17 protein-coding genes, 1 other RNA gene and 2 pseudogenes are annotated in these 22379 nt (G+C 40.6%); 10 read left to right on the forward strand and 10 right to left on the reverse strand.

Features of this window, described 5'->3' with window-relative positions; genetic code table 11:
- Positions 1–52 precede the first annotated feature (52 nt).
- The 4 genes and pseudogenes from D2C78_01090 to D2C78_01105 all read left to right on the forward strand — a co-directional run bounded on the left by D2C78_01090 (position 53) and on the right by D2C78_01105 (position 4331).
- Positions 53–1333 (forward strand): citrate synthase, encoded by a 1281-nt coding sequence (locus D2C78_01090; GenBank protein ID QEF34700.1) that lies wholly within the window; start codon positions 53–55, stop codon positions 1331–1333.
- Between the two features lie 458 nt (positions 1334–1791).
- Positions 1792–1972 (forward strand): annotated as a pseudogene (locus tag D2C78_01095) (hypothetical protein).
- A 9-nt stretch (positions 1973–1981) separates the two neighbouring features.
- Entirely contained in the window at positions 1982–4090 is a 2109-nt protein-coding gene (locus D2C78_01100) for an outer membrane protein (GenBank protein ID QEF35795.1), read from the forward strand.
- 53 nt (positions 4091–4143) lie between these two features.
- A pseudogene (locus D2C78_01105) lies at positions 4144–4331 on the forward strand (hypothetical protein).
- 208 nt (positions 4332–4539) lie between these two features.
- Here D2C78_01105 and D2C78_01110 read toward each other — a convergent pair.
- A complete protein-coding gene (locus tag D2C78_01110; GenBank protein ID QEF34701.1) occupies positions 4540–4632 on the reverse strand; it encodes a hypothetical protein in 93 nt (30 codons plus the stop codon).
- A 188-nt stretch (positions 4633–4820) separates the two neighbouring features.
- On the opposite strand from D2C78_01110, the gene eptA reads away from it, so the two are divergent.
- Positions 4821–6386 carry a phosphoethanolamine--lipid A transferase EptA gene (gene eptA, locus D2C78_01115; protein ID QEF34702.1) on the forward strand — a complete coding sequence of 522 codons (1566 nt, stop codon included), beginning with the start codon at positions 4821–4823 and terminating at the stop codon, positions 6384–6386.
- Positions 6387–6396: 10 nt separating this feature from the next.
- The gene (lpxE, locus tag D2C78_01120; protein QEF34703.1) at positions 6397–6969 is read left to right on the forward strand and encodes a lipid A 1-phosphatase LpxE; all 573 of its coding nucleotides are present in this window, start codon (positions 6397–6399) and stop codon (positions 6967–6969) included.
- A 21-nt stretch (positions 6970–6990) separates the two neighbouring features.
- Here the strand turns inward: lpxE and nspC are convergent, their stop codons facing one another.
- From nspC to D2C78_01135, 3 genes are all read right to left on the reverse strand, one after another.
- Positions 6991–8208, reverse strand: a complete 1218-nt coding sequence (gene nspC, locus D2C78_01125; GenBank protein QEF34704.1) for a carboxynorspermidine decarboxylase — start codon at positions 8206–8208, stop codon at positions 6991–6993.
- Complete coding sequence (locus D2C78_01130; protein ID QEF34705.1) at positions 8205–9170, reverse strand: chemotaxis signal transduction protein CheV; 966 nt, start codon at positions 9168–9170, stop codon at positions 8205–8207. Before D2C78_01130 ends, nspC begins: the two co-directional genes overlap by 4 nt.
- A gap of 100 nt (positions 9171–9270) precedes the next feature.
- Positions 9271–10680 (reverse strand): hypothetical protein, encoded by a 1410-nt coding sequence (locus D2C78_01135; protein QEF34706.1) that lies wholly within the window; start codon positions 10678–10680, stop codon positions 9271–9273.
- Positions 10681–10784: 104 nt separating this feature from the next.
- Here D2C78_01135 and ffs point away from each other — a divergent pair.
- Positions 10785–10882, forward strand: an RNA gene (ffs, locus tag D2C78_01140) — signal recognition particle sRNA small type.
- 30 nt (positions 10883–10912) lie between these two features.
- Here the strand turns inward: ffs and D2C78_01145 are convergent.
- From D2C78_01145 to D2C78_01170, 6 genes are all read right to left on the reverse strand, one after another.
- Positions 10913–13276 (reverse strand): VirB4 family type IV secretion/conjugal transfer ATPase, encoded by a 2364-nt coding sequence (locus tag D2C78_01145; GenBank protein QEF34707.1) that lies wholly within the window; start codon positions 13274–13276, stop codon positions 10913–10915.
- A 1-nt stretch (position 13277) separates the two neighbouring features.
- The gene (locus D2C78_01150; protein QEF34708.1) at positions 13278–13541 is read right to left on the reverse strand and encodes a competence protein ComB; all 264 of its coding nucleotides are present in this window, start codon (positions 13539–13541) and stop codon (positions 13278–13280) included.
- Entirely contained in the window at positions 13504–13821 is a 318-nt protein-coding gene (locus D2C78_01155) for a competence protein ComB (GenBank protein ID QEF34709.1), read from the reverse strand. Before D2C78_01155 ends, D2C78_01150 begins: the two co-directional genes overlap by 38 nt.
- A gap of 145 nt (positions 13822–13966) precedes the next feature.
- Entirely contained in the window at positions 13967–14794 is an 828-nt protein-coding gene (locus tag D2C78_01160) for a hypothetical protein (GenBank protein ID QEF34710.1), read from the reverse strand.
- Positions 14795–14883: 89 nt separating this feature from the next.
- Positions 14884–15936, reverse strand: a complete 1053-nt coding sequence (locus D2C78_01165) for an ATP-binding protein (protein QEF34711.1) — start codon at positions 15934–15936, stop codon at positions 14884–14886.
- Entirely contained in the window at positions 15933–17612 is a 1680-nt protein-coding gene (locus D2C78_01170; GenBank protein QEF34712.1) for a DNA primase, read from the reverse strand. The genes D2C78_01165 and D2C78_01170 overlap by 4 nt, the downstream gene beginning before the upstream one ends.
- Positions 17613–17895: 283 nt before the next feature.
- Between D2C78_01170 and D2C78_01175 the strand changes: the two genes are divergently transcribed.
- From D2C78_01175 to D2C78_01185, 3 genes are all read left to right on the forward strand, one after another.
- Complete coding sequence (locus tag D2C78_01175) at positions 17896–18252, forward strand: co-chaperone GroES (GenBank protein ID QEF34713.1); 357 nt, start codon at positions 17896–17898, stop codon at positions 18250–18252.
- A gap of 24 nt (positions 18253–18276) precedes the next feature.
- Positions 18277–19926 (forward strand): chaperonin GroEL, encoded by a 1650-nt coding sequence (groL, locus tag D2C78_01180; GenBank protein QEF34714.1) that lies wholly within the window; start codon positions 18277–18279, stop codon positions 19924–19926.
- A gap of 310 nt (positions 19927–20236) precedes the next feature.
- Positions 20237–22237 (forward strand): outer membrane protein, encoded by a 2001-nt coding sequence (locus tag D2C78_01185; GenBank protein QEF34715.1) that lies wholly within the window; start codon positions 20237–20239, stop codon positions 22235–22237.
- Positions 22238–22379: the final 142 nt, after the last annotated feature.

The raw sequence follows: 22379 nt of genomic DNA on the forward strand, positions 1-22379 counted from the left end.
ATTTTTTGGCTTATAATGGAGTGCTATCATTCTAAAAACTTAAGGAAATTGAATGTCTGTTACTTTAATCAATAATGAAAATAATGAACGCTATGAATTTGAAACGATTGAATGCACTCGTGGGCCTAAAGCGGTGGATTTTTCCAAGCTTTTTGAAACGACCGGGTTTTTTTCTTACGATCCAGGGTATTCTTCTACCGCCGGGTGCCAATCTAAGATCAGCTATATCAATGGCAAAAAAGGCGAATTGTATTACAGAGGGCATAGAATAGAAGATCTAGTCGCCAAATACAAATATGTAGATGTGTGCAGGCTATTACTCACAGGGGAATTACCCAAAAATCAAGATGAAAGCTTGGAATTTGAACTGGAATTACGCCACAGAAGCTTTGTGCATGAGAGCTTATTGAACATGTTTTCAGCTTTCCCTAGTAACGCCCACCCTATGGCGAAACTCTCTAGCGGTGTGTCTATTTTATCCACCCTTTATTCCACGCACCAAAACATGCACACTGAAGAAGATTACCAGACTATGGCCAGAAGGATTGTCGCTAAAATCCCCACGCTTGCGGCTATTTGCTATCGTAATGAAGTGGGAGCGCCCATTATTTATCCGGATATCGCGCGCTCTTATGTGGAAAATATCCTTTTCATGCTGAGAGGGTATCCTTATAGCCGCTTAAAACACACCACTCAAGGCGAAGTAGAAATCACGCCCCTAGAAGTGGAAGCCTTTGATAAAATCCTAACCTTGCACGCTGACCATGGGCAAAACGCCTCTTCTACCACGGTAAGGAATGTCGCTAGCACCGGCGTGCATCCTTATGCAGCCATTAGCGCGGGCATTAGCGCTTTATGGGGGCATTTGCATGGCGGAGCGAATGAAAAAGTGCTTATCCAATTAGAAGAAATCGGCGATGTGAAAAATGTGGATAAATACATCGCACGAGTGAAAGACAAAAACGACAATTTCAAACTCATGGGCTTTGGGCATAGGGTGTATAAAAGCTACGATCCGCGCGCTAAAATCTTAAAAGGCTTGAAAGACGAACTGCACCAAAAAGGCGTTAAAATGGACGAACGCTTGAGCGAAATCGCCGCGAAAGTGGAAGAAATCGCGCTAAAAGATGAGTATTTCATTGAAAGGAATCTCTACCCTAATGTGGATTTCTACTCCGGCACGATTTTAAGGGCTTTAAAAATCCCGGTGCGTTTTTTTACGCCGGTGTTTGTCATTGGCAGAACCGTGGGCTGGTGCGCTCAACTTTTAGAGCATGTCAAAAGCCCGCAAGCTAGGATCACGCGCCCAAGACAAGTTTATGTCGGGGATTAATATTAAGCTAGGCTTTGTTTTATAAGCGTTGATGATAGTTTTAAAAAACGCTCAAAGCCTTTTTAAAAGAGTGAGAAACTCGTTTAAAAGAGTGAGGATCTCGCACCAAGCAGGCGGTAATTTTTAAATAACCGCATGCAAACGCCCCAAAACTCAAAAATAACCCCACTTTTAAAGCAAACCCCTAAGCTTTTTAGGCTTAGGGAACGCTCTTATAAATTTTAGCGTTTTATTGAAACCACCACTTTTTTTAAAGAAATCCTAGAAACCCTTGAGTTTTTAGGGGAAATGATTGCAAAACACGCCTCTTAAGAAAATTTAAGGAAATCCTTTTTACAATTTAAGAAATCATTCTTGCAACAAACCAAAAACAATCCAAGTTAAAAACCCCTTTTTTTATCACTACCCCTATTCAAACAACCTCATTTCTTTTAAAATCATTTTCATTTGTTTCATATTTGTTTAGAAACGCTACAAAAACCTTTTTTTTTTTTTTTTTGAAAGGTCAAAAACGCCTAATTAATATCAAAATCCCATTAATTTATACTATATTAACGAAAGCTTGCGGTATGGTTTCACTTAAAGACACACTTTCGCAAGATTTGACGGACAAAATCAATCTTATTTCAAGTAATAAAAGGAGAAAACATGAAGAAAAAATTTCTGTCATTAACCTTAGGTTCGCTTTTAGTTTCCGCTTTAAGCGCTGAAGACAACGGCTTTTTTGTGAGCGCCGGCTATCAAATCGGTGAATCCGCTCAAATGGTGAAAAACACCAAAGGCATTCAAGATCTCTCAGACAGCTATGAAAGATTGAACAATCTTTTAACGAATTATAGCGTCCTAAACACTCTTATTAGGCAGTCCGCCGACCCCAACGCTATCAATAACGCAAGGGGCAATTTGAACGCGAGCGCGAAGAATTTAATCAATGATAAAAAGAATTCCCCGGCGTATCAAGCGGTGCTTTTAGCCTTGAATGCGGCAGCGGGGTTGTGGCAAGTCATGAGCTATGCGATCAGCGTTTGTGGCCCTGGCTCTGACAAAAATAAAAATGGGGGCGTCCAAACCTTTGAAAATGTGCCGTCAAATGGGGGGACTACCATTACTTGCGATTCATTTTATGAACCAGGACCATGGAGCGGTATATCCACTGAAAATTACGCGAAAATCAATAGAGCTTATCAAATCATCCAAAAGGCTTTTGGAGCAAGCGGGCAAGATATTCCTGCTTTAAGCGACACTAAAGAACTTAATTTTGAAATTAAAGGGAAGAAAAACGATAGCGTCCAGCCAGGAGAAAAATGGAAATTCCCATGGACTAATGGAAAATTTGTTTCGGTCAAGTGGGTGAATGGGGAGTATAAAGAAACTAAAGAAGACATCAAAGTGTCCAACAACGCTCAAGAGCTTTTACAACAAGCGAGCATTATTTTAACCACTCTTAATGAAGCATGCCCATGGTTGAGTAATGGCGGTGGCTATTGGAAAGATATAAAAGGCGATGGGACGGCGTGCGGGAGTTTTAAAAATGAAATCAGCGCGATTCAAGACATGATCAAAAACGCTGCAATAGCCGTAGAGCAATCCAAAATCGTTGCCGCCAACGCGCAAAACCAGCGCAACCTAGATACAGGGAAGACATTCAACCCCTATAAAGACGCCAACTTCGCCCAAAGCATGTTCGCTAACGCTAGAGCGCAAGCGGAGATTTTAAACCGCGCCCAACAAGTGGTGAAAGACTTTGAAAGAATCCCTGCAGAGTTCGTAAAAGACTCTTTAGGGGTGTGCCATGAAAAGGGTAGCGACGGCAATCTCCGTGGCACGCCATCCGGCACGGTTACTTCTAACACTTGGGGGGCAGGCTGTGCGTATGTGGGAGAGACCTTAACGAGTCTAAAAGACAGCATCGCTCATTTTGGCGACCAAGCCGAGCAAATCCATAACGCGCAAAACCTCGCCTACACTTTAGCGAATTTCAGCGGCCAATACAAAAAGCTAGGCGAACACTATGACAGCATCACAGCAGCGCTCTCTAACTTGCCTGACGCTCAGTCTTTACAAAATGTGGTGAGCAAAAAGACTAACCCTAACAGCCCACAAGGCATACAGGATAACTACTACATTGACTCCAATATCCATTCTCAAGTGCAATCCAGGAGCCAAGAACTCGGCAGTAACCCTTTCAGACGCGCCGGTTTAATCGCCGCTTCTACCACCAATAACGGCGCGATGAATGGGATCGGCTTTCAAGTGGGCTATAAGCAATTCTTTGGGAAAAACAAACGATGGGGCGCAAGATACTACGGCTTTGTGGATTACAACCACACCTATAATAAATCCCAATTTTTCAACTCCGATTCTGATGTTTGGACTTATGGCGTGGGGAGCGATTTGTTAGTGAATTTCATCAACGATAAAGCCACTAAACACAATAAAATTTCTTTTGGTGCGTTTGGCGGTATCCAACTAGCAGGGACTTCATGGCTTAATTCTCAGTATGTGAATTTAGCGAATGTGAACAATTACTATAAAGCTAAAATCAACACCTCTAACTTCCAATTCTTATTCAATCTGGGCTTAAGGACCAATCTCGCCAGAAATAAGAGAAGAGGTGCTGAACATAGCGCGCAACATGGCATGGAGTTAGGCGTGAAGATCCCCACGATCAACACGAATTACTATTCTTTGCTAGGCACTACCTTGCAATACAGAAGGCTTTATAGCGTGTATCTCAACTATGTGTTTGCTTACTAAAAGCTTAAAACTCCCTTTTTAAGGGGGTTTTTTTGAACCCTTTGTTTTGGGGGATTTCTTTTAAACTCCCTTTTTTTGAACCCTTTCTTTTTTTAAATTCTCTTTTTTGGGGGGTTAATCTTTTTTCACTGATTTTTTCACTGACTTCTCACTCGCTTTTTAATCTTTTCATAAAGTTTTTATTTTTCTAAACTTTTTTAATTTTTTCCACCAAACAAAGTTTTTCGACTTCAAGCGTTAATCACAAAAAATACTCAAAGGCGTTTTTTACAATCTAAATAAAAATTAGCGTTATTCAAGCGATCCTTTTAACCACCCAAGCAAGAAACCCCAAACATCTTTAGCGTTCGCGCGCTCCACTAACCAAAAAACGCCCCAAAAGTCAAGGACAAACCCGATCAAAAAGGAAACCCATAAGCTTTTTAGGCTTAGGGGAACGCTCTTAGAAATTAGCGTTTCATCAAAAACACTACCTTAAACCAAGAAAAAGAAATTTCAAGGTATAATAGTTTCCAAGAGCGTTTGCCACTTTTACACTTCATGGCATGCTCCTTATTTGGATTTGCCCCATATCCTAACTATGGGGCGTGATGAAATCCTACAACCAACACGCTTTAAAGCTCTTCAATGCAAGCCACCCTAAAAAAACGCTTCTCTAGTCTTAAAATAAACCATAAAATCCCCATACCTACGATATAATCCTAAGATCGATTGATTTTAAGGGGCGTGTTTGGCATCATTATTCCATCTGAAGTTTTTAAAACCCCTAAGTTGTCTGCAAGCCGGTTTGCTTTATAGCCTTATTTTTGGCGTTTTATACCATTTCCCTTTGTTCGCTTATGTTTATAAAGAAAGCAACCAAGTTAGTTTTATCGCCATGATGGTTGTGGTGCTTTTTTGCGTGAATGGCGCTCTTTTTTTGGCGTTAGGCTTGATCTCTGCTTCTTTGATGCGTTGGAGCGCAATAGTTTTTAGTTGGCTCAATTCTGTCGCTTTCTATTTCATTAGCGCTTATAAGGTGTTTTTAAATAAGAGCATGATGGGGAATGTCTTAAACACCAATACGCATGAAGTTTTAGGCTTTTTGAGCGTTAAATTATTCGTTTTTATCGTTGTTTTTGGGGTGTTACCCGGCTATATCATTTATAAAATCCCCATCAAAAATTCTTCTAAAAAAGCGCCCTTTTTAGCGATCTTGGCGTTAGTGTTTATTTTTATCGCTAGCGCTTTAGCTAACGCTAAAAATTGGCTGTGGTTTGACAAGCATGCGAAATTCATAGGGGGCTTAATTTTGCCCTTCGCTTATAGCGTGAACGCTTTTAGAGTGAGCGCTCTTAAATTTTTCGCCCCCACTATCAAGCCGCTCCCTCTCTTTTCGCCCAATCATTCCAATTCGTTTGTGGTGCTAGTCATTGGCGAAAGCGCTAGGAAGCATAATTACGCCCTTTATGGCTATCAAAAACCCACCACCCCAAGATTAAGCAAACGCTTAGAAAATCACGAACTCACCCTTTTTAACGCCACTTCTTGCGCCACTTACACGACAGCGAGTTTGGAATGCATTTTAGATTCTTCTTTTAAAAACAACGCCTATGAAAATTTGCCCACTTACTTGACTAAAGCCGGTATTAAAGTCTTTTGGTATAGCGCGAATGACGGCGAAAAGAATGTTAAGGTTACAAGCTATCTTAAAAACTATGAATTGATTCAAAAATGCCCCAATTGTGAAGCGATCGCTCCTTATGATGAATCCTTACTCTATAATTTGCCTGACCTTTTAAAAGAACACTCTAATGAAAATGTCTTGCTCATCTTACACCTTGCCGGCTCGCATGGCCCCAACTATGACAACAAAGTGCCTTTAAATTTTAGGGTGTTTAAGCCTTATTGCTCAAGCGCTGATCTGTCTTCTTGCTCCAAAGAAAGCCTGATTAACGCCTATGACAACACCATTTTTTATAACGACTATCTGTTAGACAAAATCATTAGCATGCTCAAAAAAGCCAAGCAACCCGCCTTAATGATCTATTTAAGCGATCATGGCGAAAGTTTGGGCGAAGAAGCGTTCTATTTGCATGGCATTCCTAAAAGCATCGCCCCCAAAGAGCAATACGAGATCCCCTTTATCGTTTATGCCAACGATCTTTTTAAAAAGGAGCATTCCATTATCCAAACCCAAACCCCCATTAATCAAAACGTGATTTTCCATAGCGTTTTAGGGGTGTTTTTGGATTTTAAAAACCCAAGCGTTGTTTATCACCCTCCTTTAGATCTGCTTAAACACAAAAAAGAGTGAAATAACACTCATGAAAAAATTCTTATTTAAACAAAAATTTTGTGAAAGCCTGCCGAAAAGCTTTTCTAAAACTTTGTTAGCGCTCAGTTTGGGCTTGATTTTACTGGGTGTTTTTGCACCCCTCCCTAAAGTCCCTAAACAGCCTAGCGTGCCTTTAGTGTTTCATCTCACCGAGCATTACGCGCGCTTTATCCCTACGATTTTATCTGTGGCGATTCCCTTAATCCAAAGAGATGCGATAGGGCTTTTTCAAGTCGCTAACGCTTCTATCGCTACAACCCTTCTCACGCACACCACCAAAAGAGCCTTAAACCATATAACAATCAACGATCAGCGTTTGGGCGAGCGCCCTTATGGGGGTAATTTCAACATGCCAAGCGGGCATTCGTCTATGGTGGGTTTGGCGGTGGCGTTTTTAATGCGCCGTTATTCTGTTAAAAAATACTTGTGGCTCTTACCCCTAATCCCTTTAACCATGCTCGCTCGCATTTATTTAGACATGCACACCATTGGCGCGGTGTTGGCCGGGCTTGGCACTGGAATGTTATGCGTGGGTCTTTTTACAAGCCCCAAAAAGTCTTAATCAAAAACCTTGATTAAAGCCTTAATTCCTGTTTTTATAATCTTCATAAGAAAAATTTTTAAGGATCTTAAAACCTTGCGAGTCTATTTTAGCCAGGCTTGGCAGTGGCACGCCATTAAACGAGTTGTTTTTCACGATCGTATAATGGAGCATGTCTTGAAACACGATTTTATCGCCCCTTTTTAAAGGCGTTTCAAAGCTAAAGCTCCCCATAAAATCCCCCGCTAAACAAGTAGGGCCGCCTAAAAAATAAGAAAACGCCCCTTGATTTTCGCCCTTTTCAACTTCAACAAGCTCTTCATCATTTTCTACAGAGATTTTAAAAATGCTAGGGCGATAAGGCATTTCTAAACAATCGGGCATGTGAGCGCTAAAAGAAGCGTCTAAAATCGCAATTTCTTGATCGTTTTGAACGATGTCTATCACGCTTGCGATTAAAAACCCGCATTGCCACCCTATGGCTTCCCCAGGCTCTAAAATCACCTCTATATTATGATAACGCTCTTTAAAATCCTTAATCGTTTGGATGAGCAAATTCACATCATAATCGCTCTTAGTGATATGATGCCCCCCACCAAAATTCACCCACGCCATGTTTTCTAAATAGGGCTTGAAATGCCTTTCTACATGCTCTAAAGTCCGGCACAAAGCGTCAGCGTTTTGCTCGCAATGCGTATGGAAATGCAACCCGCTCACCCCCTCTAAGCCATGCTCTTTCACCCCCTTTTCAAATCCGCTAGGCGTAATCCCTAACCGGCTCACTTTAGAGCATGGGTTATAGATCGCTGGGGTTACTTCACTATAAAGAGGGTTGATTCTCAAACCCATTTTAATGGGGCTTAAGCCCAAGTTTTCTAATTGCTTGTTTTTATCTAAAATCCTGTCTTTATAGGTGGCGTATTGGTAAAAAGAGTTGAAAATAATGCTTGTCGCTAGGGGTAAAATCGCGCTCATTTCAGCCTCTTTGAAAGCCGGGCTATAAACGCAAATTTCTTTGTGGCTCTCTCGCCCCCCAAATTCTTCAAAAGCGAGCTTAGCCTCATAAAGACCGCTCGCGCAACACCCGTTCAATTTTTGCCTCAAAATCCCAAACTCACGCCAAAACGCATACCCCTTTAAAGCGAGCAAAACCTTTGCCCCACTTTGTTGGCGCACGATTTCTAAAATCTTGGCGTTTTTTTCTAAGCGTTCGCTCTCTAACACATAGCAAGGGGTGGGGATAGCGCTGTATTTTTTCATGCTAATTCCAAAAATTGCTTAACCACTCGCTGGATGTCTTTAGGGTTAGACTTGGAAATGAAATCATCGGCTTTTAAACTCCTGGCCATGTCTTCATTAGAGCTGCCGCTCATAGAAGAATTGACGACGATAGGGATTTTTGAAGTCAAAGGATCGTTTTTAACCTGTTTGATCACTTCAAAACCGCTCGCTTCTGGCATTTCTAAATCGGTGATGATAAGGCCAATATTACTCACATCGGTTGTCGGGCTGAATAAATGCTCTAATAAGGTTTTACCATTGATAAAATCTATATGCTTGACGCCTAGCTTGTCTAAAATCATTTGCATGGTTTTTAAAACGCTTGGGGAGTCATCAGCGAGCAAAACGCATTGGTTAGAATGGATTTTAGAAAGCGTCTCTAAATCGCTGTGTTTTTCATCTTCAATCCAAGGGAACACATCTATAAGCATTTTTTCAATATCCACCACTTGCACCAAGCGCCCGTCAAAATAGCGCGTGCGGCTCACGAGCTTGTTATTGCCTGCAGATCCCCCTAGCCCAGCGCTTTGCTCCATTTCAGTCCATTTCTTGCTCAAAATCCTATCCGCTTCATAGATCCTAACCCCTATGGTCCAACGAGAAAACTCACAAATCATGACAATATCGTCTTCGCCCTTGTCTTTTTCTATCCTATAAGGGCGTAAATCCTTGTTTTTGTTTTGGCTGTCATAATAAAACCATTTTTTCATATCAATCAAGGGAATGGTGAGCTCTCTTATAATGATTAGCCCCTCAACAAGCGAATTGTTTTCGTGGCTGATAATAGTGAGATTGCCATGGTATTTCACCACTTCACGGATCTTAAAGACATTGACCGCATACAAATCCTTGTTTTTACCCAGCCTGAAACACAACAACTGCAACTCGTTATTTTTATGCAAACTCGTAACTTGATCAATGCCCGCTAAACTATCAGCCATAACTTCCCCTTAATTTAGGTTTTCGTATCGTTTTATAATTATATCGTGTTTGTGTTTAATGCCAACGACACTTAAAAACTATCTTTGGGGGTTTTTTAAATCATTTTAAATGACTCAAAACAAACCCGTTTTTAAAGCTGCGGATATATAAAATATTATGGCGGTTAGAGCAAAAGACTTGTGGGGCTGTTACAAACCCTGAAAGCAATTCCCTAGCGTCAATGACTTTAGGGCTTTCAAGCGATCTTTTACAAGGCTTTAAGGAAAACGAAAAAGCGTCAATGGAATCGGCTCGAACTTCATAACTTTCAAAGGCTTTGTTCTTGATACGCATGAGGTAGATTTTATGGGCAAAAATGCTCGTGCTTCTAGTGTCTGCAAAGGTGCTAACACCTGAATACAACGAAGTTACTAACCCGCCAACAAACCCCAAATAATAGTTCGCCACCGCTTGCATGCCCACCTTAAAAGTGGCCGATAAAATAGCCCTAGTGATAATGTAGGGCAATTGCTTCCTGAATTCGCTAGCGACCACCGCATCTATTGAGGCTAAAGTGTCAAAGGGCGTTACTTTTTCTCCGTCTTTGAGAGTGAAATTTTGATAAAACGCTTCCCCTTTTTCTAGCTTGGGCAAGGCTATACTCACGTTATAAACCGAATCAATCATAAAAATAGGCACATCAATTTTAAATTCGCTTTTTTGCGGCTCTTTACCATCTTCAATGATGATCCAAGTGAAATGGCTCCTGTTAGGGTTTTTGAAAAAAACCAAGTCTTGGGCTACAAAAGGGCTTTGACTGATCCCATAGGCTTCATTAAGATAGCCTAATCCCTTATTCTTATCCCCATTTAAAGCGTAAAACAACCCTGAAAGATACGAAACCGCCGGGTTAAGCAAGCCTTGATAAGCTTCGTATTTGTCTAAATTAGAATAAGTGTTGTTTAAAATCTCGCTCACTTCCACCCTAGAGCGTTCCATATTAATATTGTGCTTTTTGCTAGAATCGATTTCTTTAATGGCTTTTTGCACTTCCTCATAATAAAATTCTTTAGCCCTGCGTTGGCGCTCATTCGCGCGGTTGAATTGCACCCTAGCTTTCGCACTATCGTTTAAAAGCATGTAGTCTATCGCTTTGTAATAATTGATTAAAACGCCCTCATAAATATTCCCCCCATAAGCGCGCACGTTATCATTAATCATGGTAGCGCCCACATAACCAGCCCCTCTTGTGAAGGCGCTTTGGGTTTTATCAAAGCGTTGCTCGGCTTGATCTAACACCCCTAAAGAAGTCTTATAATCCCTTGCGTATAAAGCGCTCAAGCCGTTTTGCAAGTCCCATAAAAGAGCGTTCTTTTTTTTCTTAGTGAATTGTTTGGAATATTCATAAGCTTGTTTAGGGCTTTCTTCATAATAGAGCGTGTTAAAATGTTCTAAGTCCATACGATAGCCTATGCAACCTGTTAATGATATTCCTAGAATTACCGACATCAACAGAACGAATATTTTCAATCTAACCCTTTTAATTGACATTTTTTTGCTTGACTATTTGAGCGTATCATAACATTTTTAATGAAAACATAAGCTTTTTATGGCTAAAATGATCCCTAAGCTCTTATTTAGACCTATGCAATAGGATTTTAGGGTAACGCTTCAGGGTAGGAATACAGCAGAGTCCCTTAATTTCTTGTGTGCCTTAGCCATCTGAATAGGAGTGTTTCAAAATGATATTGACTTTTTTAAACTAGCTCTTCAAAAGTTTCTCACGCCACTCCGTAGGGTAGTCTTTTTGTAACGCTTTCACTTTATTGACATGACTAGAATCTGAATTAAAGATTTTCAAATAACGCCCCAAGCCCTCCAAACTCACATCAATCATGTTGGAACTCCCGTTACCCAGATTTTTGACTAAAACCTGCCTGGCATACAAAGGGGTGTTTTCTAAAAAAGAAATTTCAGTCTCGCTCAAAGGCACGTTGAAATGGTGTTTCAACTCCCTAGCGTTTTTTTGCGGGTACAAAATGAGAGTCCCCATGTTGCTTAAAAAACTATGGGCGTTTTTAACCCCGCTTAATTGGTAAATGTCTTGCAAGGCCAACACCACCACGCCATTAGCTTTTCTGGCTTGCGTGATTAAAGCGTTGATTTTGGTGTTCAGTAAATCGTTTTCCACATAGGATTTAAACTCGTCTAAAAAAACCAAAAAACCGCTGTCGTTTTTCCTGGACTCTTCTAAGATCTTATAAAACAAGTAATAGGCTAAAAGCCCCAAATCTTTAGGGTTTTGGGTGATCGCATCTAGGTTTATCACGTTTAAAAAAGCGTTGGAGTTGAACGCGTCATTCAAAGCGTTAAAAAGGGGGTTATTCAAATACGGCTCCAAGCTCAAGCCCAGTTGGTTAGATGAGGTTCTTTTAAGCGTTTCTTTAAAGTCTAGCAAACTAAAATCTTTGGGGTATAAGGTCTCATAAAGGCTCTTAATCGCGCCAGAAACCGCATTCATGTCTTCTAAGGCTTCTTTATCCCTTGAAGGGGCGAGATCCAACATGCTCAAAAAAAAGGATTGCAAAAATTCTAAATTCTGTAAATTAGGCTCTAAACAAAAGGGGTTAATGCTAAAAGATTGGCCGTCATGGTAATGCCCTTTAAAAAATTCGGTGAAAGAATACAGCCCTTGCATCCTGTCAAAGGCTAAAAGGCGCATGTTCTGGTATTTTAAAGCGCTCATCATTAAAAAGCTAATCAGCGTGCTTTTACCGCTTCCGGTTGCCCCTATGATTAGAGTATGCCCATTCACTCTGGCGATTTCTTTAGCGTTATTGTGGCTCACTTCTTGGTTGTGGAAATTGAATAAAAAAGGGGAATAATCCAAATTTTTAAACACGCTCAAAGGGCTATTCCCCCATGAATTAGCCTTAAAACCTAAATTTTGCCTTTCAAACACCATCAAACACGCTAGGGCTTTAGAGGTTAAAAAACGCAAGCGGTGGTTCAAATGGATGCGTTCAGGGAAAAAGGAAAAATACCCTCCTTTCAAGCCAAAAGTTTCTATAACGCCCACTAAGTTTTCTTTAAATAAAAGCCCTAAAATTAAGCTGGTTTGAGCGTCTAAATCCTCTAAACTGGGGGCTTTGATAAGAACGTTTAGGGCGAATTTTTGCATGGATAGGCGTTTGGTTTTGACTAATTCTTGGTATTCTAACAGCTCGTTTTTAACAAGACTAGACATGCTAAACTTGGCCCTCTCTTTTAAAAAACTCAGCGTTTTATGCGCACTCATAGGCTCTATAGAAAAGATAATATCTAGTGGCGTCTCTTGGTATAAAAGCGCTCCCACCGCTATAGAAGTGATGCGTTCGCTCTCATAAGCTTTAATGCCAATCAAGCGGTTATAGGTTTTTTGGTTAAAACCCTCTTGAATGAAATAATCTTTTTCAAAAGTGGTAGAACTAGCGATATAGCTATCGCTCAAATACCCCCCTACTAGGGGTTTTAGGGGAAGATCAAACCCGTTAATGTATTCTGCATAAAAATTCAAAACCTCTTTAGAGCTTAAGAGTTTGGGGGCATAATTTTTGAGCTGGATTTCTAGGCTTTTTAAAGTTTCTTGCAAAAAATGCGCTTTATAAGAGAGAATATCCTTAAAATTTTCCCTATTGGCATGCATGAGAGATTTTTTCTTATGCTCCAAAACACCTTGTAAGGAGTGCGTGCTTTCTAAAACCAAAAAATACTGATTCTCATACACTTCTTTGTTTTCAAATTGATTCAAAATCGCTTGCAAGTATTGAGAGTCAGCTTGAATGTTTTGTTGGTGATCAATTTTACGCCTTTTAACCACAAGGCGCGCCACGACTTTTTCTAAAGAATCCAACGCCATCTGGCGCTCGGTGAAAAGATCTTGCAATTGCTCTGTGCTTAAATGGGTGTAACTCACCCCCTCTAAACGGAGGATGCCCACTAAGTTTTCGTTTTTAGTGAGTAAAAAATGCTCATCATACAAGCCTAAAATGTTGTTTTCTTCGCTCATAGAATAGCTTTTAGGCAAAACCCCTAAAAAATAGTTTGAAACTTTTTGTTTGATAGCGCCTAAAAGCTTTTCTAACATCCTACGCTCTATAACATTTGGTTTTAGTCTTTATTTTGCTTTTAGCCACGATAATATCTGCAATGTCTTCATCAAAAAATTCCAGAACGCTAAAGAGCGCTAAAAACCCTAAATACAATAAAAAAGCGCTCAACAAATCAATCCAAGGGAGCAAGATAAAAGGCGCAAAAACAGAAATCAAATAAGACTTAGCGTTCAGCCATAAAAATTTTTCTTTAACCGAAATTTCACGCAAATTCTTCACGCTCGCTGAGAGGATAATCATTAAAAATTCCCATAAACCAATTCGCCAAACTCGGGGCCTTAAAGAATAAAAAAATCCCAAACACCACGCCAAGGATCGTGAATAAAATCTCTTTCCACCGGTCCAAATTCCTCCACACATAAATGGCGATCCCTATGAAAATCACCATTAAAATCCCCTTAGCGATGGGGCTTTTAAGCTGGGCTTCTAGGGCGTTAAAAAAACCTTCTAAACCTTCAGCGAACAAACTTGAAACGCACATGCCTACTAAAAAAACGATTTTTAAAAAATGAGCGGACATCAAAACCCTTTTGTTTAATTTTAATTAACTTTATAAGGCTTTATTATCTCAAAAAAACCATAAAAATCCTCTAAAAGGGGGTCAAAAGGGATGCATTTAATCTTTAAAAGGGTAAAAAAGCAAAGCTAAAGAGATAAAAGCCTTACTATTCTACGATTTGATAGACATAAGAAAGATTGGTGTGTTCTTTGGTTTGTAGGGTGTCTTCTTCTAAGAGGCTTTGAATCTTTTCAAAACTATATTGCAAATGGTTGTAAGCAACAATCACCACCTCATCGCCTTTTTGTAAAAAATGCTCTTGCGCAAAAGGCATATAAGGGGTAGCCCCAATCGCAAAAATCATTTTAGTGGGGAAATTATGGCGCTCTAAAAAAGGTCTTAAAGCCTCTAAAGAATCACCATCTTGTTGGTAGTTTAATTGGTTTTTAATCCAGTCTAAAAGCTTTTGATAAAAAAACTCGTATTTGAGCAATTTGCTGTTTTCCCCATAAATGTGCCAAACATTATTATATTTCAAAAAAGATGCGATAGAGAAATTGTTACACACCCCCCCATAAACAAACCTGTCAATAGGCAATTTCTGCCCTATGCCTTTAGAAGCCGGTGAAAAATTCTTTTTTTGGGAGAGCTTTGTGGCTTCTAAATTACGCACAGAAGCGTCATTAAACGCCATGAAAAAATTAGGCACAAGCTTGGTTACCAAATGTTTTTCATCATACTTAACATCGCATTCTAAAGCGATTTCTGGCTCTGCTTGCACCTTTAAATTCAAATCATTAGGCAAAATAATCTTATGGTTATTAATGCAACAACGCCCCAAATAGCAATTCTCATACGGGATATAAAAAGGGAACAGCCCCTTAGGGGCGTCCTTTTCTTCGCTTTTCATGTTAATAAAACTATGACTCTCTCCTGCTTGCTCCAAATGCCCTGCAAAATTCCCCACCACACCAAAACCTAAAAACTCTTGCATGCAAACCTCCTAGCAAATAGCTTAATGATTAGAGCTTTTTCCATTATAGCATAAAAAGAAAACCCCTAAAATTCTCAAAAACTCCCCTTTCAAGCGAACAAATACTCCCTAGCGTTCTCTTTATCCAAAGGGTAAAGTTCGTGCTTTTCATTCCCTATTTGAATGAGATAAGCTTGATTTTTTAAAGTCTTAGCATAGCCTAAAGCGATACGGCCGGCTAATTCTTTATCTTCTTTGCTGGCGTTTTTATCCACTAAACTCAAAGGGCCTTTACAGCTTAATAATTCAATCTTATCCATTAAGGGGTGTTGAATATCCAATTTATGGTTTTCTTCTTCATTCCTTGCCACCACCAAACGAGCGTTATGGGGTAAGACAAAATAGCGCCCGTTTTTGACAATCACGCCATCTTCAAACACCATTTCTCTGTATTCTTTCAAATTCTTAATCTTATTACTCACTTGAATATCCGTAAGCAAGCACCCCCCACCTGGCTTTTCATAATATTTCAAGCCGTAATCTTTGATCATTTGCAATTGCCTGCTTCGCCCCCTGCCACTCACATCTAAAAGCTTTTCTCTATCAACAAAACCCTTTTTTTCCATGAAAGTAGGCTCTAAGAGTTTAGCGCTCATGGGCCTTAAGAGCAATTCGTCTAAAAATTGCGGTTTTTCACCGCTTGCTTGCGTTCGGTCTAAAACGGGATCAAAACGAGCCTCTTCGCCCACTTCTCTGACTAATTTCCTCACCTGATTGAGCGCTTCTTTCCTTTGGGATTTAGGGCGTTGCCCTAGCACTTCCCCGCTCAAAACAAAATCCGCATCCAATTCAAGCATTTTATAAAAAGCGTTCCTAAACATGTTGGCATGGCAGTCAATGCAAGGGTTGAAGTATTTCCCATAGCCGTATTTGGGCTTGAACAACACATCGTTAAAAAACTGCTCTCTAATATCGCACACCAATAGCTTAGCCCCAATTTGCGCGGTGGCGTTTTCAAAATACTCTCTTTTATCTTTATTCCCTCCAAACCCTATATTAAAGTGCAAAGCGGTTACTTCAATGCCTTGATCAATGAGTAATTTCATGGACAACAAACTATCCAACCCCCCACTAAATAGGGCTAAAGCTTTAATCTTTTTCATATGGCGACTAATTCTCCTTGTTTTAATTTCATAATGGCCTGGCGAGCCTTTTTTAAACAGATCATTTTTTCGCTAAAAGAAAGCGGGCTTTTAGGGATTTCTTTGAGTTGCCGCTCAAAATAGCGCAAAATCAACAAACGCAATTCCTTTTCAAAACCCCCCTTTTTTAGGGGTAAATTCGCATCTAATAATAACGCAACTAATTTAGGGTCGTCTAATTTTTCTTGACACAAAGCGTCAAATTCTTGTTTTTTATGCAAGAATACCCCACTATGGATATAGCCCACCGCCAAATCCAACAAGCTTCTGTCTTCTAAAAGATAGCGGATCACTAATTTTTCTAAAAATTCCAAACTCATCGTGTTAGGAACATGGGCGAATTTTTGAGCAAGATTGGGTTTTTCTGTTTTGGGGTAAAAAGGCTGAAAAGAAGCTGGCTCTCTGATCCCTAAAACATGCAAAGGCGCTTGCAAAAGTGCAGCGATTAAGGGCTTGTATTCGCTTTGTAAAAGCAAGGAAAAGTTTTTCAAAAACCCTAACATTTCTTTAAGGGCCTTATCTTTTTCTAAAGGATCGTCTAAAAGATAAGAACCCGCCATGTGCCTTAAAACAAACTCAATAAAAGCCATGGGGCGCGATAGCCAATTTTTTAAGGTTTCAATCTGGCCATTAGCGATCATATCCGCTGGGTCTAGGTTGTTTTCAAACAAAATTACCCCCCCTTTCCTTTGCTCTTTAGCCAACATCAAGCTCGCTTTATAAGCCGCCTTTCGCCCTGCCTTATCCCCATCATAGCTCAAAAGGATTTCTGGATCGCCTTTTTTAAGCAAGGGCAAATGCGATGGCGTCAAAGCTGTCCCAAGCGTGGCTATGGCGTTTTTAAAACCCGCCTGGTGCAATAAAATCACATCCAAATACCCTTCTGTAACGATGACCTGCTTTTGTTTATAAATGTGTTCTTTAGCCAAATGATAGCCATAGAGCAAGCTGGATTTATCAAAGAGCTTATTTTGGGGCGAATTGATATACTTGGCCGCTTTTTCTTTTAAGGTGCGCCCTCCAAAGCCCACCACTTGAGCGCTAGGGCTATAAATAGGGAACATGATGCGATCCAAAAAGCGCAAATAGGTTTTCTGATCGTTATCGTTTTTGCCTAGCACGCCCAATTCAATCAATTTGTCCCTATTCAAACCTTTATTTTCAATGCCGTAATCAATTTTATTCGTGCATAACCCTAACTTAAACGCTTTGATGCTCTCCATGCTAAGCCCTCTTTTTTGCAAATAATTCAAAAAAAACGGGGCGTTAAAAAGCTCTTCTTGATACAACGAACTCACCATTTCTAAAAGGTGGTAATCTTCTTTATGATCGTAATAAGCACCTTTGTCATACTCTAAAGCTATATTGAATCGGTGGGCTAATTTCTCAAGCGCTTCCACAAACGAAAGCTTTTCAAACGCCATCACAAATTTAATGCTATCCCCGCTCGCCCCACACCCAAAGCAATGGTAAAACCCTTTAATTTGATTGACGCTAAAACTCGCGCTCCTTTCTTCATGAAACGGGCAACAAGCCATGTAATTCGAACCTGACTTCCTCAAATCCACATAAGAGCTAATGACTTCTACAATATCTATCGTTTGCAAAAGGCGATCAATGGAACTTTTAAGAATCATTTTCATGCTTTCTTCATTTTGCTTCTTGTTTTAACTCGCTTGAATGAATTATACTCAATAAATAAAATCTTAAAAAGGTTTGTTGATAACGCCCCTTTTTTCTAATCCTTATATTTTTAAACTAATGAAACTTGATACAATTAGACTTAATAATCCTTATAATTATAATCTTATGTTTGGTTTTATGGCTTGACTTATCCCTAAAAATGCGCTATAGTTGTGTCGCTTAATAACAATAAGCGCTAAATTTCTATTTTATTTATCAAAACTTAGGAGAACTGAAATGAAGTTTCAACCATTAGGAGAAAGGGTCTTAGTAGAAAGACTTGAAGAAGAGAACAAAACCAGTTCAGGCATCATCATCCCTGATAACGCTAAAGAAAAGCCTTTAATGGGCGTAGTCAAAGCCGTTAGCCATAAAATCAGTGAGGGTTGCAAATGCGTTAAAGAAGGCGATGTGATCGCTTTTGGCAAATACAAAGGTGCAGAAATCGTTTTAGACGGCACCGAATACATGGTGCTAGAATTAGAAGACATTCTGGGTATTGTGGGCTCAGGCTCTTGTTGTCATACAGGTAATCATGACCATAAGCATGCTAAAGAGCATGAAGCTTGCTGTCATGATCACAAAAAACACTAAAAACATTATTATTAAGGATACACAATGGCAAAAGAAATTAAATTTTCAGATAGTGCAAGAAACCTTCTATTTGAAGGCGTGAGACAACTCCATGACGCTGTTAAAGTTACCATGGGGCCAAGAGGCAGGAACGTGTTGATCCAAAAAAGCTATGGCGCTCCAAGCATCACTAAAGATGGCGTGAGCGTGGCTAAAGAGATTGAATTAAGTTGCCCGGTGGCTAACATGGGCGCTCAACTCGTTAAAGAAGTAGCGAGCAAAACCGCTGATGCTGCCGGCGATGGCACGACCACAGCGACCGTGCTGGCTTATAGCATTTTTAAAGAAGGTTTGAGGAATATCACGGCTGGGGCTAACCCCATTGAAGTGAAACGAGGCATGGACAAAGCCGCTGAAGCGATCATTAATGAGCTTAAAAAAGCGAGCAAAAAAGTGGGCGGTAAAGAAGAAATCACCCAAGTAGCGACCATTTCTGCAAACTCCGATCACAATATCGGGAAACTCATCGCTGACGCTATGGAAAAAGTGGGCAAAGACGGCGTGATCACCGTTGAAGAAGCTAAGGGCATTGAAGACGAACTGGATGTTGTAGAAGGCATGCAATTTGATAGAGGCTACCTCTCCCCTTATTTTGTAACGAACGCTGAGAAAATGACCGCCCAATTGGATAACGCTTACATCCTTTTAACGGATAAAAAAATCTCTAGCATGAAAGACATCCTCCCGCTACTAGAAAAAACCATGAAAGAGGGCAAACCGCTTTTGATTATCGCTGAAGACATTGAGGGCGAAGCTTTAACGACTCTAGTGGTGAATAAATTAAGAGGCGTGTTGAATATCGCAGCGGTTAAAGCTCCAGGCTTTGGGGACAGAAGAAAAGAAATGCTCAAAGACATCGCTATTTTAACCGGCGGTCAAGTTATTAGCGAAGAATTGGGCTTGAGTCTAGAAAACGCTGAAGTGGAGTTTTTAGGCAAAGCCGGAAGGATTGTGATTGACAAAGACAACACCACGATCGTAGATGGCAAAGGCCATAGCGATGACGTTAAAGACAGAGTCGCGCAAATCAAAACCCAAATTGCAAGCACGACAAGCGATTATGACAAAGAAAAATTGCAAGAAAGGTTGGCTAAACTCTCTGGCGGTGTGGCTGTGATTAAAGTGGGCGCTGCGAGTGAAGTGGAAATGAAAGAGAAAAAAGACCGGGTGGATGATGCCTTAAGCGCGACTAAAGCAGCGGTTGAAGAAGGCATTGTGATTGGCGGCGGTGCGGCTCTCATTCGCGCGGCTCAAAAAGTGCATTTGAATTTACACGATGATGAAAAAGTGGGCTATGAAATCATCATGCGCGCCATTAAAGCCCCATTAGCCCAAATCGCTATCAACGCTGGTTATGATGGCGGTGTGGTCGTGAATGAAGTAGAAAAACACGAAGGGCATTTTGGTTTTAACGCCAGCAATGGCAAGTATGTGGACATGTTTAAAGAAGGCATTATTGACCCCTTAAAAGTAGAAAGGATCGCTTTACAAAATGCGGTTTCGGTTTCAAGCCTGCTTTTAACCACAGAAGCCACCGTGCATGAAATCAAAGAAGAAAAAGCAACCCCAGCAATGCCTGATATGGGCGGTATGGGAGGCATGGGAGGCATGGGAGGCATGGGCGGCATGATGTAAGCCCCCTTGCTTTTTAATACCATTTTTCATAACAGCCCTCTTCTTGGGGGCTTTTTACCTCACAAAACCGCTCGTTTTGAAAAACGTGCAACAAAAAATCCCCATTAAAATCAAGCTTTTATCGTTAGCGTTCCATTAAAATAAAACCTAAAAACCCTTTCAATACCACCCAAACAAACGCGCAAAAAATGCAAAAATTCTAAAATTTTCTCCAAATGACAAAAAAAAACGATTTCATGCTACAATGCTTTAAATACATTCTTAATGTATAAAATTCCAATCACTCAATTTAATTTCAAGGAGAAACTTTATGAAAAAAACCCTTTTACTCTCTCTCTCTCTCGCTGCTTCGCTTTTAAACGCTGAAGACAACGGCTTTTTTATCAGCGCGGGCTATCAAATCGGTGAAGCCGCTCAAATGGTGAAAAACACCGGCGAATTGAAAAAGCTCTCAGACACTTATGAGAATTTGAGCAACCTTTTAACCAATTTTAACAACCTCAATCAGGCGGTAACGAACGCGAGCAGCCCTTCAGAAATCAATGCTGCGATCGATAATTTAAAAGCCAACACGCAAGGGTTGACTGGCGAAACAACCAATTCCCCAGCCTATCAAGCGGTGTATTTGGCGTTGAATGCGGCGGTAGGGCTGTGGAATGTGATAGCCTATAATGTCCAATGCGGTCCTGGTAAAAGTAGTCAGCAAAGCGTAACCTTTGATGGCCAGCCAGGACATGATTCAAGTTCCATTAATTGCAATTTAACCGGTTATAACAACGGGGTTAGCGGCCCTTTATCCATTGATAACATGAAAATGCTTAACAACGCTTATCAGGTTCTCCAACAAGCGTTAAAACAAGGGGTGCCTGTCTTGAACAACACGAATCAAAAGATAAAAGTCACAGTAACAACGCAAACTAATGGGCAAAGTAATAAGGAAACTACTACTATTACTACTACTAATGACGCGCAAAACCTTTTGCAAGAAGCCAGTAAAATGATAAACGTCCTCACTACAAACTGCCCATGGGTCAATCACAATCAAGGACAAAATGGGGGTGCGCCGTGGGGTTTAGATACGGCAGGGAACGTGTGTCAGGTTTTTGCCACGGAGTTTAGCGCCGTTACTAGCATGATCAAAAACGCCCAAGAAATCGTAACGCAAGCTCAAAGCCTTAACGCTAACCAAAGCAATCAAAACGCGCCGCAAGATTTCAATCCTTACACCTCTGCTGATAGGGCTTTCGCTCAAAACATGCTCAATCACGCGCAAGCGCAAGCCAAGATGCTTGAACTAGCCGCTCAAATGAAAAAAGACCTTAACACTATCCCAAGCCAATTTATCACAAATTACTTGGCAGCTTGCAGAAGTGATGGCACAACACCTAATGAAGGGGTAACTTCTAACACTTGGGGAGCGGGTTGCGCGTATGTGGAAGAGACGATAACGGCTTTAAACAACAGCCTTGCGCATTTTGGCACTCAAGCCGAGCAAATCAAGCAATCTGAGTTGTTGGCGCGCACGATACTTGATTTTAGAGGCAGCCTTAGCACTTTAAACAACACTTATAACAGCATCACCACGACCGCTTCAAACACGCCCAATTCCCCATTCCTTAAAAATTTGATAAGCCAATCCACTAACCCTAATAACCCCGGGGGCTTACAGGCCGTTTATCAAGTCAACCAAAGCGCTTATTCGCAATTATTAAGCGCCACGCAAGAATTAGGGCATAACCCTTTCAGACGCGTTGGCTTGATCAGCTCTCAAACCAACAATGGTGCCATGAATGGGATCGGCGTGCAAGTGGGCTATAAACAATTCTTTGGTGAAAAAAGAAGGTGGGGGTTAAGGTATTACGGCTTTTTTGATTACAACCATGCCTATATCAAATCCAGCTTTTTCAATTCGGCTTCTGATGTGTTCACTTATGGGGTAGGGACAGATGTCCTCTATAACTTCATCAACGATAAAGCCACCAAAAACAATAAGATTTCTTTTGGGGTGTTTGGGGGGATTGCATTAGCCGGCACTTCGTGGCTTAATTCCCAATATGTGAATTTAGCGACCTTCAATAATTTCTATAGTGCTAAAATGAATGTGGCGAATTTCCAGTTTTTATTCAATTTGGGCTTGAGGATGAATCTCGCTAAAAACAAAAAGAAAGCGAGCGATCATGCCGCTCAGCATGGCGTGGAATTGGGCGTGAAGATCCCTACGATCAACACGAATTACTATTCTTTGCTAGGCACTCAACTCCAATACCGCAGATTGTATAGCGTGTATTTGAATTACGTGTTCGCGTATTGAGGTTTGGCTTTTTGTGAAACTCCCTTTTTAAGGGGTTTCTTTTAAAGCCTTTCTTTTTTTTAAACCCTCTTTTTTTTGGGGGGATTTTAGTTGTGAGTGTAGGGGAGAGAATGGTTTCAAAGCGCTTCCTATCCCTTTAAGA

Origin of the sequence: Helicobacter pylori (assembly GCA_008032935.1) — a bacterium.
GTDB classification, from domain to species: domain Bacteria; phylum Campylobacterota; class Campylobacteria; order Campylobacterales; family Helicobacteraceae; genus Helicobacter; species Helicobacter pylori_CX.